The 14,730-nt window shown below is 35.8% G+C and carries 10 protein-coding genes and 1 pseudogene; 6 read left to right on the top strand and 5 right to left on the bottom strand.

Going from position 1 to position 14,730, the window contains the following annotated elements:
• The first annotated feature begins 6 nt into the window (after positions 1–6).
• Positions 7–1,082 (top strand): annotated as a pseudogene (locus PSA_RS24660) (ISAs1 family transposase).
• Positions 1,083–1,442: 360 nt separating this feature from the next.
• Here the strand turns inward: PSA_RS24660 and PSA_RS15000 are convergent.
• Positions 1,443–2,099: a TorF family putative porin gene (locus PSA_RS15000; protein ID WP_042142509.1), complete on the bottom strand. Its 657-nt coding sequence runs from the start codon at positions 2,097–2,099 to the stop codon at positions 1,443–1,445.
• A gap of 626 nt (positions 2,100–2,725) precedes the next feature.
• Here PSA_RS15000 and PSA_RS14995 point away from each other — a divergent pair.
• On the top strand, positions 2,726–4,270 hold the full coding sequence (locus tag PSA_RS14995) for a leucyl aminopeptidase family protein (protein ID WP_042142507.1): 1,545 nt from the start codon (positions 2,726–2,728) through the stop codon (positions 4,268–4,270).
• Between the two features lie 64 nt (positions 4,271–4,334).
• Here PSA_RS14995 and PSA_RS14990 read toward each other — a convergent pair whose 3' ends face one another.
• Positions 4,335–5,174: a LytTR family DNA-binding domain-containing protein gene (locus PSA_RS14990; protein WP_052379801.1), complete on the bottom strand. Its 840-nt coding sequence runs from the start codon at positions 5,172–5,174 to the stop codon at positions 4,335–4,337.
• A 153-nt stretch (positions 5,175–5,327) separates the two neighbouring features.
• Here PSA_RS14990 and PSA_RS14985 point away from each other — a divergent pair, with 153 nt between their 5' ends.
• On the top strand, positions 5,328–5,753 hold the full coding sequence (locus PSA_RS14985; protein ID WP_042142505.1) for a DUF2141 domain-containing protein: 426 nt from the start codon (positions 5,328–5,330) through the stop codon (positions 5,751–5,753).
• 8 nt (positions 5,754–5,761) lie between these two features.
• Positions 5,762–7,303 carry a carotenoid oxygenase family protein gene (locus PSA_RS14980; protein WP_042142503.1) on the top strand — a complete coding sequence of 514 codons (1,542 nt, stop codon included), beginning with the start codon at positions 5,762–5,764 and terminating at the stop codon, positions 7,301–7,303.
• Between the two features lie 37 nt (positions 7,304–7,340).
• Here the strand turns inward: PSA_RS14980 and PSA_RS14975 are convergent, their stop codons facing one another.
• Positions 7,341–8,936: a methyl-accepting chemotaxis protein gene (locus PSA_RS14975; protein ID WP_042142501.1), complete on the bottom strand. Its 1,596-nt coding sequence runs from the start codon at positions 8,934–8,936 to the stop codon at positions 7,341–7,343.
• Between the two features lie 223 nt (positions 8,937–9,159).
• Positions 9,160–11,376 carry a S9 family peptidase gene (locus PSA_RS14970; protein ID WP_042142499.1) on the bottom strand — a complete coding sequence of 739 codons (2,217 nt, stop codon included), beginning with the start codon at positions 11,374–11,376 and terminating at the stop codon, positions 9,160–9,162.
• A gap of 166 nt (positions 11,377–11,542) precedes the next feature.
• On the opposite strand from PSA_RS14970, the gene PSA_RS14965 reads away from it, so the two are divergent.
• Entirely contained in the window at positions 11,543–11,938 is a 396-nt protein-coding gene (locus PSA_RS14965; protein WP_042142497.1) for an HIT domain-containing protein, read from the top strand.
• Positions 11,939–11,991: 53 nt separating this feature from the next.
• Here the strand turns inward: PSA_RS14965 and PSA_RS14960 are convergent, their stop codons facing one another.
• On the bottom strand, positions 11,992–13,662 hold the full coding sequence (locus tag PSA_RS14960) for a Zn-dependent hydrolase (RefSeq protein WP_042142495.1): 1,671 nt from the start codon (positions 13,660–13,662) through the stop codon (positions 11,992–11,994).
• Positions 13,663–13,843: 181 nt separating this feature from the next.
• Here PSA_RS14960 and PSA_RS14955 point away from each other — a divergent pair, with 181 nt between their 5' ends.
• Positions 13,844–14,683 (top strand): HDOD domain-containing protein, encoded by an 840-nt coding sequence (locus PSA_RS14955; protein WP_042142493.1) that lies wholly within the window; start codon positions 13,844–13,846, stop codon positions 14,681–14,683.
• Positions 14,684–14,730 lie beyond the last annotated feature (47 nt).

The raw sequence follows: 14,730 nt of genomic DNA, 5'->3' as shown, positions 1-14,730 counted from the left end.
TTTTGTATAAATCAAGCATCTTCATTGATCACAGGTATAGAACATTGTAAAAAGCACAATCTAATGGATATCCTATTACTTTCGATAACTGCAGTTATATCTGGCTCTGAGGGTTGGGAAGACATTGAAAACTTTGGGCATATAAAGCGGAATTCCGCGCCATGACACCATAGCTCGTGTTATTTGTAGATTAAAAAGGGATTAAATTGAGCATGCATTTCAGTCTTGGATATCTTCACTTGTAAAAAATACAGGCTGCGATGTCATTGCAGTTGACGGTAAAACTGCACGACGTTCTTTTTCTACCAAAGATAGAAAAAGTGCCTTCATACGGTTAGCGCTTGGAGTTGCCAACATCAGCTATTTTTACGGCAAGTGGCTGTCGAAAATAAAACGAATGAAATCGCAGCGATCCCAGAGCTGCTAACGATGTTAGATATTGAAAATAGTATTATTACACTTGACGCCATGGGCTGCCAAAGTGAAATAGCGCAACAAATTATTAAACAAAAAACGGATTATATTCTAGCGCTTAAAGGTAACAATTCGGGTATGCAGGCTGAGCTTGAGGCATGGTGGCATAAAATGGTGAGAGAAGGTTTATTGGATGAGGTATTTTCCCGGCACAGTGATGTCAGCTCAGAGCATGGGCGAATAGAAACAAGCGCTTACCAGCAATTAGTGATTGATAAAACATGGCGAGATAAAAAATATCAATGGGAAGGTCTAAAAAGTATCATCAGATGTTATTGAAAAGAGCACAGGCAAAGAAATCAGCGAAACACGCTGGTATATAAGTTCATTAGACTTAAACGCCAAACAGGCTTTAGATTCGGTACGAAGTCATTGGCAAGTATAAAATGTGCACTGGGTACTTGATATGACATTTAGAGAAGATGAATCGAGAATACGTAAAGCTCAAGGGCCACTGGTATTTAACGTCATGAGGAAGATAGCGATGGCACTGTTCAAGCAGGACAAAACTAAAAAAGCGAGCATGAAGACCAAAAAAAATGGCAGGGTTAGACGATGAATATCGTTCAACCCTGTTGGAGTCATCAATAAATTCCCACTGGGTATGACTATCTTGTGCTAACCTTTTGAACAGTCTGATTAATTGCCTTTTCTTGACCAAAGAAGAAAACGGCGATAACTGGTATTCTACAACCCAAACATTCAGGCAAATCACGCCACGGACAACCAACACGTAAGCGATAAAGTATTTCTTCTAGCGTTTGTCAATGTTCAAGCTTGTTATAAACTCTATCCTCAAGCAATAAAACTTTTAGTTTCGACTACAGTTCATCAGTGAGCATTAATCGGGGCATGACAATCTCGTTTTGTTTGATTTTGGCGAAGAGAATTATACGAGATTGTCACATACGCTCAAAATTCAAGCAAAGATCAACAGCCCCTAGTTTTACTACTACTTTTTTGTTGATTTAAAAGTTAACTTCATGAGTATAAGATATCGAAATACTATACTCGTCATCAATTTCATCCTCATCTACAGCACTAATCATAAAACTGAGGCCGTTTTTACTTAAACTCATATTGTAATCAATATAATCAGTGCCGTTATTAAAATCATAACTACCAAGATGTAAACCAAACTCTACGCCTTGAAATACTTCAAAAGATACGTTTAATTCGAAATAAGTATCATCACCAAAATCAGATTCCCAATCGCTTTGTGCTGTAGTAGAAATTCCCACAGATAAAAATTTCCATGACGCCGAAGCCATAATTTCTGAAAAATTTAGATCGTCACCGTCAGGATAGCCATAGTAAATATATCCAAAATCATAAGATATATCGCCAATTTGATGTGTAAAGCCTGCATAGAAATCGGTTTCTATAGTCGCATTATCACCAAAATCTATATTTGAGGCCCAAGTACCCACATAAAAGCCAGAGTTATGTGAATAATCTAAACCTCCTGATACAGCTGGTTTTTTATCGCTTTGTGTCACCCCTCGCCATAAATAATTGTTTGTAAAACCGATATTAGCAGTAATGCCATCATTTGCTTCAACTTGAAATCCAAATAGACCAAGTAAAACGCATATTCCTGAAGTTAAATATTTAGAGTATTTCATTTACTTCCCTTATTAGTTAGTTGTTTAGAAAATGATGATTTAGTTAAACCAAACTAAATATCAATAGCTGTAAGTCTAGTCCAGATTAGTATATTAACGAGTAATGTTTTAATTTTATTCTTTTACCCCATAAATTTAACTAATTTACAGCTAATTCAGTTTGTTCATTCAAATCACCACTTGGACAATACTTTTTTTAAAAGTGTGTTGTTTTGGATAAATTTGCAATCAGAAATATTGGTGTCTTCATAAACGATTGCACTTAATAAGTTATGGCCTGTTATATTTTGACATCCTAATAAAGGAATAATTTATCAAACTTGATACCAAATTTATGTAAAAATGAAAACATCAACTGTTTAGAATATCGATTTGTTGTTCATACGGCTACTTTTACGTTTATTTTAAAAATTTAATCTAGATTAAATGGCAGTAAGGCGTGTTGCAGATAACGGAGGCTTGGCAGGGGACGCTAAACTTTGATTGTTAGGCTTTATTTGTAAATAGCTCTGTTTAACTAGGTTTACAGCTTAAGTAAACTCTCATTTAAAATCTCATTCGCTAAATTTAGGGGAATATAGTTTTCTGCTATACTGTTTTTCTCGTTCATTTTTTAGGTATTCTTAATGGCATTTCCAAGCCCAAATCCAATTTTAAATTTAGATGACGCTTTAAATAACACACAATATGACTCTTTGATTATTATTGCTGATGATTTCTCTAAAATTAACAATGAAGCACTTGTTCAAGTAACAACACAGTTAAGCGCAATAGATGCGCGTGTTGGCAATCAAGTGGTCGTGACTGTATGTGAATTTGCGCCAGGCAAACGTTTAATCTTAGTGCCTACTGGCAATTTAAATCGTGATTACGATGATGTTAGACGTTATTTCGATGCTACTAAAAAAGCCATTATTGAAGCCAAAGCATCTGGTAGTGTGAACCCTGCCATCTATTTAGCTGATAAACCATCAAGCCAGTTATTTGAACATGCATTAACTGTGTCTTATTTAGGTGCATGTCAAGCATTATGGCAGCCATTAGAAGCCAGAGAGCATTTAGGTGAATCAATTGAGCCTGTGCAAACAATTGGTCTTGTGGGCGCAACGCAACAAATATGTGATTACGCAAGTGCAATTTCTGCGGGCCAATATGCGGCTCGTGATTTATGTGGTACAGAGCCTGAGCGTATGGCTCCACCTAGATTTGCAGAGTATTGTGAAGCTTTGTTTGCAGATTCAAATGTTGAAGTTGAAGTGATTTCAGACTCTGATGTGATCAATAAAAATTACCCTATGATGGCAACGGTTGCGCGTGCTTCTATGCCAGTTGAGCGCCACCAACCACGTGTTGTTAAATTAACTTATACACCACAAGGTGAGGTTAATAAAACACTGATGTTTGTTGGTAAAGGTTTGGTTTATGATACAGGTGGTGCCGATTTAAAAGTAGGCGGTCATATGTCTGGCATGAGTCGAGACAAAGGCGGTGCAGCATCTGTTGCTGGCTTTGTTAAATCTGTATCTGATTATCAAGCTAAAGGTGTTAAAGTTGTCGCCTTTTTAACTGTGGTACGTAACTCAATTGGTTCAGACTGTTTTGTACCAGATGAAATTATCACGACCCGTGAAGGCGTTCGTGTTCGTATTGGTAATACGGATGCAGAAGGGCGTTTAGCGATGGGTGATTTACTAAGTGAAATAAAAGATTTAGCTAAAAATGAAGTAAACCCTGAGATATTCACTGTTGCGACGCTTACTGGGCATGCAGCACGTGCAATGGGTCCTTATTCTGCATTAGTAGAAAATGGCCCAGCTCGCAGCGCTAAAGTATCTCGTAATATTGCAGACAGTGGTGATTTATGGGCTGACGGCGCTGAAGTCTCTCGCTCTCGTCGTGAAGATTATGATTTTATCCAACCGCATACGTTAGCTGATGATGTACTTTCTAGTAATAATGCACCTTCTGCGGTAACTGCGCGTGGTCATCAATTCCCTATGGCATTTTTAGCGATAGCATCTGGCTTAGACAAGCATGGTAATGATTCAGAACAGCCGCTTCCATATGTACATATTGATATAGCTGGCAGTGGTGTTGAAGGTGGTGATTGGCAACATGGTAAGCCTACGGCTGCATCTGTTGCGAGCTTATTTGCAACCTATATTAAATAATCAGTTTTATATAATAGACTAATAAACAAGGGCTTATTTAAAGCCCTTGTTTATTGAATAAAAGTTAAATCATTTCCTTCACTTTAGCCAAATAGGTTTTTGAAACTGGCGCTAATAAACCGTTCGTGAGTTTTAATAAAATTTTCCGGCCTTCCTTTTGCTCTTTTTCAATGGCATCTAGGGCAACCCACCAAGACCTATGAGTTTGCATACCAGGATGTTCTTCAACAAAAGTCAGTGCATCTTTAAAGCGCATTAATAATAAATGGTTGCCTTTATCTGTATGCACATTTAAATAATGATCATCCATTTCAAAACAAATTAACTTGCCACGTTTTTCTATAGGGAGTTTGTTCATAAAGTCTAAGAGTTTTTCGTTTTTTATGTTAGTTACTTGCTGCTGCTGACTACTTAGCGCATCTTGTTGTTGCACGAGTTGTTTTTTTTGCGCTTTAATATGTGCCTTGATCACACTCGAAAAGGTGATAAAACCACCAATAATAAAAGAGTGAGGTAATACGCGTGGTACTATTTCTAGATAATGTTCTTCTAATGAAAAAAAGTAAATATTTACAATTGGAATAAAAAAGCTCATCACAATACAGGCAAAAAAAGCTGCAATAGCAATCTTCATCCAATCATATGGCAAGTATTTTTGTGCATATTTACTGAGTAAAAATTGACCCCAATAAATGATGGGAGCACAAATAATATAGCCACTAAAACACATCACTAACCAAAACGACCAGTTTGTTATCCAGTGAATTTTATCCATACCAAAAGGGGCTAAAAATGTAATAAAACTAGCAATAATAAAAATTAAAACAGCATCAGATATGATTTTCTTAGTTTTAACGCTTGTTTCTTGTGTTTGATTTTTATAGTTAATTTCACGATTCGCCAAATTGACATACACCTTTTTTGCTCATTCTACGAATATTTAAACATGCTTTACGAAAAGCTGCTTTTATATTTTTGAACAACATTTTATCGTCTTTCCAACACGAAGCAATGGCAAATTGTTAGTTAATTACATTTATTAAATTAGGAATGAATTATGAATATTATTACAAAGTTTTTTATTGTTACTGGGTTTTCAATTACATCTCAAAGTGCGGTTTCGCAATCTATTAATTTTACAATCGATGGTATTAAAAGTAGCGATGGCAAAATCTATGTTCAACTGTTTGATAGTGAAACTGGGTACCAATCAAATAAAGCTGCAGTTGCTAATATTGTTAAAGCAAAACAAGGTTCGGTAACAATTACATTTAATGATTTAGATGAAGGCGAATATGCGATCCGTTATTTTCATGATGAAAATGATAATGGTGAATTAGAAACTAATTTATTTGGTATGCCAACGGAGGGGTATGGGTTTTCAAATAATGCAAAGGCAAATTTTGGACCCGTTAATTTTACTAATATGCGTTTTAATCTAGCTGATGAAGCTGTGAAAAATAGTTCAACTGTAAGTTATTAGGAGGCATTATGGAACGCAGACAATTACTTAAAAGCTTAATGGCAGCGCCAATTGCAACCGCGGGTTTGTCATCTTTTGGTTCACTGGCAAATGTACTTTCGAGTACAAATAATCAAAACCACAATAAAGTTTTAATAAACGCTAAAAATGCTTTTAACCAAGCACTTGAGCAAAACCCACATTTAATTGGCTTTAGTAGTGTAGAAGATGATTTTAATCTAAAAAAAATGCGTTTAGAGGGCGAGCTGCCAAATGATCTTAAGGGCGCATTCTATCGCAATGGGCCTGCAAAACATGAGCGTGGTGATAAACGCTATTTACATATGTTTGAAGGTGATGGCATGGTTCATAGTTTCAATTTTGAAAATGGGGAAATTTACCATCAAGGGCGCTTTATTCAAACTTCAAAATTTAAACAAGAACAACTCGCTGGCGAGTTCTTATATTCTGGGTTAGACAGTCGTTTAGATAACCCTTTAAATGTGCCTAACCCAGACGTGATTAATACGGCTAATACTAATATTATTCCTGTCGGTAATGATTTATGGGCTTTATGGGAAGGAGGAACGGCAACAGTGTTATCAGCCGATTCTTTACACACTAAACATTTAGTCAATTTAGGCGTAGGCAGTAAATATGGTGATAAACTAAAAGGTTTAAACTTTTCGGCACACCCTAAAATAGAAGCAAATGGTGATATATGGAATTTTGGTTTAGCACCCTCTGGTCATATTGCATTGTTTCACTTAAATGCTAGGGGCATTGCTAAAAACGTAGGTTTAATTAATGCAGGTTATAAAGGAGGCATGCTACATGACTTTTTAATTACTGATAAACATATTTTATTGATACTGCCTTCTCTTAAGTTAGATTCAAGTATTGATGGTTATTTTGCGCGAGTACAATCTGATAACACGCAAGCGATGCGAGTATTAGTGGTAGATAGGCAAAATTTGAAGCTAAAGAGAGAATTTGAACTTGAACCTGGTTTTGCTTTTCATTTTGGCAATGCATGGGAAGAGACTGATGGCACAATTCATTTTGATGCTTCGCTTTATCCAGATGTTACCGTATTGCATCAATTGTCTGAGGTGATGCAAGGCGCAATACAAAACCCTAATGCGAAAGCACAAACGGCGCTTTTTACTTTAAAACCAAATGGCACAAGTATGAAAAATTTAGTAGAAGGGGATAGTGAGTTTCCGAGAATTTACAATCATTTAGTCGGTAAAAGAAATCGCTTATTATTCACCTTATCAGCGACAACCAGCAAACTTTGGAATGATACCGTTTCTTGCTTAAATATAGAAACAGGTAAAAAAGAGTGTTTTGTTTATGGTGATGATTATTTAGTGGAAGAGCATATCAGTGTGTCGCCAACTGGTAAAGAAGGTGAAGGTTATTTACTTGGCACAGCTTTACATGTGCCAAGTAAACAGACTTGTTTAAATATCTTTAAAGTGAATAAATTATCAGATGGACCAATATGTAGGGCTTGGTTGCCGTATCATATTCCACTTGGATTCCATGGTAATTTCAAAATGAGTTAATGCAGCGCCAATTTTTAAAGGCGCACATTGTTTTTAGTTAATCTAATTTAAATCGATTAACGACATCTGACATATCATGGCTACTGGTTTTAAGTTGTTGACTGGAGTCGGTTAGTTGTAATGTTGTTGCTACGGATTCATCTGTCATACCTGATAGTTCGTTGATCCTTTGGTTAACTTCATCTGCTGCTTGTGATTGTTGCTCAGCCGCTCTGGCAATTTGGCTATTCATATCTGAAATGATTTGCATCAGTCTATCTATTTCAGATAATGAATTATCGGCTTGTGAAGCTTGCGCTACGGTATTAGTTGAAATTTCTTGGCTAATTTTTACTGCATTAACGGCATTTTGAGCACCGGTTTGTAATTTTTGGATCATAGCTTGTATTTCATCTGTACTTTGACCAGTTCGACTTGCAAGCGTTCTTACTTCATCAGCCACAACAGCAAAGCCTCTGCCTTGCTCGCCGGCACGAGCCGCCTCTATTGCAGCGTTAAGTGCCAATAAATTAGTTTGACCTGCAATGCCTCTTATCACATCTAAAACAGAACCTATGTTTTCAGTTTCAATTACAAGACTTGATATTTCAGTGCTAACGTTATCTATATTTGATGATAATTCTTCAATATGATTTATGGTTTCAGAAACAATATTTTTACCTTCGCTGGTGTTTTTGATTGAATTATTTGCAGCTTGCTCAGCAGCTTCTGCATTATTGCTCACTTCTCTTATTTGTGAGGTCATTTGCTCCATGGCGGTTGCAACTTGTGTGGTATTGTCGTTTTGCAGTTCAGTGAAGGTCTGGGCCGACTCGCTAGCTGACGCAATAGAATCTGCATGCTCCAATACTTTTGCTGAATTGCTATGTACTTCTTGCAATGAGTGTTGCATCTTTTCATTGAATTGATTGAAATAACGAGATAATCGAGAGATTTCATCTTGACCACTACTATCTAATCTTTGTGTTAAATCACCTTCACCATGAGCAATATCTTTCATGAGTTCTGTTGCTGCTCTAGTTGAATTTAAAATGCTATTACCTATGACATAACCAAAGCCAACTAATATCGCGATAATAATTAAAGCATCAATAATTATTAAGTTTCGTTTTGAAGAAAATGTACTTTCTACGTCATCCAAGTAAATACCTGAGCCTACTATCCATTGCCATTGTTGAAATCCTTTAACATAGGATATTTTATCTACAGGATCACCAAAACCTGGTTTTTTCCACTTATAGGGTACATAACCTTCTCCTTTAGATTTAACGATATTGGCCATTTCAACAAATAGTGCTTTACCATCAGGATCTTTAGTACCTGACAGTGATTGACCATTTAAAGTTGGTTTGAGCGGGTGCATGATCATAGTTGGAGAAAAATCATTGATCCAAAAGTAATTATTATTGCCATACCTTAAATGCTCTATGACTGATTTTGCTTGCTCTTGCGCCTGTGTTTGAGTGAATTTTCCGTCTTGCTCCAAGGTGTAATAATGCTCAAGAATGCCGAAACTGTTTTCAACTAATTTTTTGGTGGTTTCATGTCGTTCAGTGAGAAGTGAATTGTACTCTTGAACTAAGCCTATAATACTTTGAATTGAAAGGCCTAAAACAGCAATAAAAACTAACATTGCTAATCTTTGCTTTATGGTAAATTTTCTTAAAAAAGACGCTATGGCTTCCTTTAAAAAATATGTCTAATATTGAGTCTAGCTTAATTATAAAACTTATCTAATTGTATGATCTAAATCTAATAAATAGTTGCTAAATAGAAATTATGGATGTTGACAAAATAAAATTCAGGCATAAAAAAAGCCAAGCAATGGGCTTGGCTTTATTAAAATTTAAATTAGCTTATTTTTTGAAGTGACGATCAAAAAAGTCAGTAATTGTTTTATGTAGGTGTGTTTGTACTTGCTTACCTCTTAGGCTATGTTTTGAACCTGGGTAAGTCATCATTTCAAATGGTTGAGCTTGATCTTGAAGGGTTTTAAATATCTTAGTTGCATGGGTAAATAAAACATTATCATCAGCCATACCATGATAAATCATCAGTGGGCCTTTTAAACCTTCGCTATAAGCAAAAACATTACTTGCTTCGTAGCCATCTGCATTTGTTTTAGGGTGAGATAGGTAACGCTCTGTGTAATGCGTATCATATAAATTCCAGTCTGTTACTGGCGCGCCTGATACACCAGCTTGAAAGTAATCACCGGCTTTAAACATAGTCATAAGCGCCATGTAACCACCGTAACTGTGACCGTAAATACCGATTCGATTAGCATCAACAAAGTCTAACGTACGTAAAAATTCAACGCCTTTGATTTGATCTACCACTTCTGGCTTGCCTAAATGTTTATAGATAGGGTCTTCAAACGCTTTACCACGATTGTATGAACCACGGTTATCTAACTGAAATACGACATAGCCTTGTTGCACCATATATTGGAAGTACATGTTTTTAGAACGCCAGCTATTTGTTACACGTTGTGCATGTGGGCCACCATAAACATTAACAATAACAGGGTATTTTTTACCTGATTCTAAGTTTTTAGGTTTGAACAAACGGTAATGCATTGTTTGACCATCTTCAGCTTTTAATGTGCCGTATTCTGGTGTCGTTAAGTCAGCAATATATGGTGAAAGAGGGTGTTTAGCATCTAATTTGTTTTGCTCTAACCAAGTGATAAATTCACCTTTGTTATCGCGTAAACTAACAGATGTTGGTTTGTTAACTGAAGAGCTACTATCAATAAACGATTTATAATCTTGTGCCATTACCACCTTATGGTATTGGCCTTTTTTTGTAAGGCGTTTGATTTTGCCTGATTTTTTCAAAGGAACTGAGTAAAAATGGCTTTCAAGTACAGAATCAGCACGGCCTGAGAAATAAACTAAACCTTTCTTTTCATCAACACCTTGAAGGCTGTCTACAATCCAGTCACCTTGCGTGATTTGACGTACTAAAGTGCCATCATTTTTATATAAATATAGGTGTTTAAAACCATCACGTTCTGATGCCCAAACAAAGTGCTCTTTATCTTTTAAAAAGCGAAGCTCTTTATGTAAATTGATCCAAGTATCACTGGTTTCGGTTAGAAGTACTTTTTGTTTTTTGCTTTTTGTATCATAAGCGCGTAACTCAAGCTTTTGCTGTGAGCGATTTTGCCATTGATAAGAAAGGGTTTTACTGTCTTGAAGCCATTTTACGCGTGGAATATAAATGTCTTTTTCTTTACCTAAATCTACCCAATTGATTTTTTTATTATTTAATTTAACAATACCTAGCTGTATATCTACGTTATTGGTGCCTGTAAATGGGTATCTTTGATTAAATAACTTTACTTCTTCTGCATAAATTTCATTGCGGATTGCTTCAGCAACAGGTGTTTCATCGATACGCGTAAAAGCAATTTGTGACTCATCATTTGACCACCAGTAGCCGGTCATACGCCCCATTTCTTCTTGTGATACAAATTCAGCCATGCCGTTTTTAATTACGCCACCACCATCGGTAGTAAGCTGAGTTTCTTTACCCGTTGCAATGTTTAACGCATAAACATTTTGTGCTCTGATAAATGATACATATTTACCTTTAGGTGAAAAACGTGCATCGGTTTCAAATTCAGGTGTATTTGTTAGCTTTTTACTCTGTTGTTTAGCAAGATTATAATAATACAAATCACCATTTAACGGGAATAAAAGCGCTGAGCCATCTTTAGAAAATTTATATTCTAAAATGCCCTTACCAAATATACGCTGTCTTTCGCGGCGTGCTTTTTCTTCATCTGATAGTGTTTCTGGGCCTGAAAATAAACTTTCAGAGTCAACTAACATACGGTTAGTTTTATCTTTTAAATTGTATTCCCATAAGTCATAACGATTGTAATCATTTTCTTTACCTTGTAGGTAAGTTACACGTTCACCAGTTGGGGAAAACTTTAACTTAACGGGTGATTTTCCAGATAAACCAGGATCAGAAAATAAACGCTCGATAGATAGCGGCTCTGCGTTCATAGTACAGCTGGTTATTGCCAGAGTTAAACTCAATAATGTGGTTTTATTGCTCATCTTTATCTCTTATAAATAAATGATTTTGATATCCTAGTATCGTCTTTTTGTCGAAGTAGGTATCTAGCAGTGATTTGATATTTGATAATAACGCTATAAAAAATTCACTGCAACTAAATGCCATAAACGGTAAGATAAAACGATGAATTAAAAATGGAAATTTAAAATGTTTGAGTTAGCGCCAGAATTAAAAAGAGATTGTATCGAACTAGCTGATTGGCCTTTATGTAAAGTGCTATTGCTTAATGATAGTCAGTATCCATGGTTCATTTTAGTGCCAAGACAAAATTATTTGAAAGAGATAATAGATTTATCAGAGCAAGACCAAATTGTATTTATTAAAGAATCTGCAATTTTGAGTAAGTTAATTCAAGAGGTTTTTAATCCTGATAAGCTTAATGTAGCGGCAATAGGCAATATGGTACCGCAACTACATATTCATCATATTGCGCGTTTTAAAAATGATGTGGCTTGGCCTGCGCCAGTTTGGGGGAAGTATCCTGCAAAACCCTATTCTAATGAGCAAATAGGTGAAATAATTAATCAGTTTGCTGATATTTAATTTATTTGCCCTCAGTCACTTAAATCTACTGAGGGCAGGTATTATAGTCAGTGTTATTTAAGGCCTAAAACATCCGCACCTTGTTCAAAAATAATATCAACTGGAATATTAGCGGCTGTTAATCTTTCTAAACTTGCAGCTAATTCAGCTTTGATCTCACCTTGGTCTTTCACTAACTCATCAACACCTTGGTAATCGCCATTACCTTGTAAAGTTAAAATCAGACCTGAAAGCTTAGCCATAGCAGCCCCCATTTTATCCATATTAACTTGATATAAGCCTTGTGAATTTTGGCTAAAAGCACCTTCTTGTTTAAAGAAGTTAAAACGTATCATATTCGCTTTACCGTGTGCTGAACTTGCACCAAAGCGAACTGAACGGAAGATCCCAGCTAAAAATGTTGTGTAATAATCTTCAAGCTTACCTTCAGTGATCACGCCTTTATTAAGTAGTTGCGTCACCATATATAAACCTAAGATATCAGCTTTGCCTTCTTCAAGTGCAGATGCGTGCTCTTGTAATGATTGGCGTACAGTGCCTTTATCTGTAAGTGTATTTTTAATCCCTAAACCATGAGCAACTTCATGGAACATGGTATTAGCAAAAAAGGCATTAAAAGTAATGTTGTCACGTTGTTCTGGCACGATCAGTTGATGTGCAATTGGCACAAGGATTTTATCAAACTTTGCCTGCATCGCATTCTTAAGTTGTAAGCGACGAGTACCTTTTTTAAGTTGTACTTCTTCATCATTTGGTAAGTTGATAGCAATTGTTTTACTACCGGCATTAGAGTGACCAGCGTAATAAATCACATCATATGCATTTAAGTCTGCATCAGAGCCCGGCACTTCTTGTTTATACTTTTGCTCTACGGGTAAGTCTTTTTGTAATTCAGGTAAATAAGCGGCGTATTTAGCGAGTTTTTCACTCCAGGCTAAATCTTTAACTAATACATAAGATTCAAAAGCAGCACGGTAACCAAATAATTGATCTTCATAGTTTTCGATTGGACCTATAACCACATCAATTGGGTTATTTTTCATATCCATCCAAGCGAAGTCAGAGGCTTGGTAATCATCAGTTAATAAGGCTTTTGCTCTAAGATTTAAGTAATCAGCAAACTCTTTATCATCAGCAAGCTTTGATGCTTGTTTTAATAACTCTGACGCTTTAGTTAATTGCTTTGCATATGCTTTAGAATAAGGAATAGAATATAAAGCACCTTTTTCATCACGTCTAACAATTGAATATAAACCTTGTTTATCTGCTATTTGTGCTTTATTTAATTCTTCTTTGGTAATATCGGCAGGGTAGAACTGTGCACCTAAAGGTTTGTCTTTATAGCCAGTTAAAAAGGCTTTATCGCCATCTAAACGATCCCAAGGACCATAGTTTACATCAGCATATTTTTTTACTTTATCATCAGAGATTTTAGCTAAAAAACCTGATTTACTTTCACCAAAGGATTGTTGCCAGAAAAGATCGTCCATAATTTTTGAAGCATCTATCAATTTAACAAGCATTTGTTTTTGATTATCAGAAAGTGATGATAAATCAGTTGTTAAAGCGACTGTGGTATAGATATCAAGTCTATCTTGAGAGCTTGACACTAACTCAGTTGAAGTCTTAGGTGTTTCTGCAGGGGCATTTTGAGCTTTATCACATGCACTAAGTAGTGTTGCGCTTGCAAGTATGAGTGCTAAGCTAATTTTGTTAAATTTCATTTTTAGTTCGCTTGTTATTTTGTGAGGCTCTTAGAGTAATGGTGAACAGAATGCCTGTAAAGTTACTAAATTAAAAAAACATTTAAATTTTTCTTAACTTTATCGTGAACTTAGTCAATACTTCAAATAGATAATAAAATCTACAGCCTCTTTATTTGGGGTAGCGAAAGGAAATAGGTTTATGTCAACTGAGAATGCATTACTTACGATCTTAATTGAAAAAATTAATAACGATACACTTGTATTACCGACCTTGCCTGAAATTGCTGTTAAGGTGAGAGAATCTGCTGATGACCCTGACGTTAACCTGATGGAAATGGCTGATGTAATTGGTCAAGATCCTGCACTTGCTGCAAGAATGATTAAAATATCAAACAGTGCTTTTTTAGGGAGAACAGTTAAAGTATCTACATTAAATCAGGCTGTTACACGAATTGGTTTAAGGCAAATTAAGAATATTGCAACGGCAATGGCAATGGAGCAATTATTTGTATCTCAAAATGATTTAATAAAAAATTACTTAGATAAATCTTGGCAAAAATCCTTAGAGGTCGCTTCTAGTGCCATTGCTTTACTGCAAATTTATGTGAAAAACAATAAACATACCTCGTTAAACTTAGATACCATCACGTTAGCCGCACTTGTATATAATATTGGTGTTTTACCTATTTTAACCGAAGCAGAGCGTCATCCAGAAGTTTTTGCCAACCCTGCATTTTTAGCTTTAGGTATTAAAAAACTTGCCGGTAAAATAGGCGGTTCAATTATGCGAGCCTGGGGCTTTACTGATGATTTTGTTGAAGTTGCTGAAAGCTGGTCAAACCCTAATTATCGCCCGAGTAACGCATGTTATGTAGACTTTATCCGTATTGGTGCGATAGAAGAAGGAGTATTGAAAGTCAGTAATAAAGATGAAATGTTAGGCTCTTATGTCGAAAAGGGTATTATCCCTTCAATAGAGATGTTACAAGAAGATGATTACTTAAATATTCGTAACGATGTCAAATCAGCATTTTCTTAATCGAAATAAATAAGTACAAAGGTGACAATTGTCACCTTTTTGTTTTA

The sequence above is a fragment of the Pseudoalteromonas sp. '520P1 No. 423' genome, assembly GCF_001269985.1.
Lineage (GTDB): Bacteria > Pseudomonadota > Gammaproteobacteria > Enterobacterales > Alteromonadaceae > Pseudoalteromonas.
Note: the sequence above shows the minus strand (reverse complement) of the source record. Positions and strands in the feature narration are given on the sequence as shown.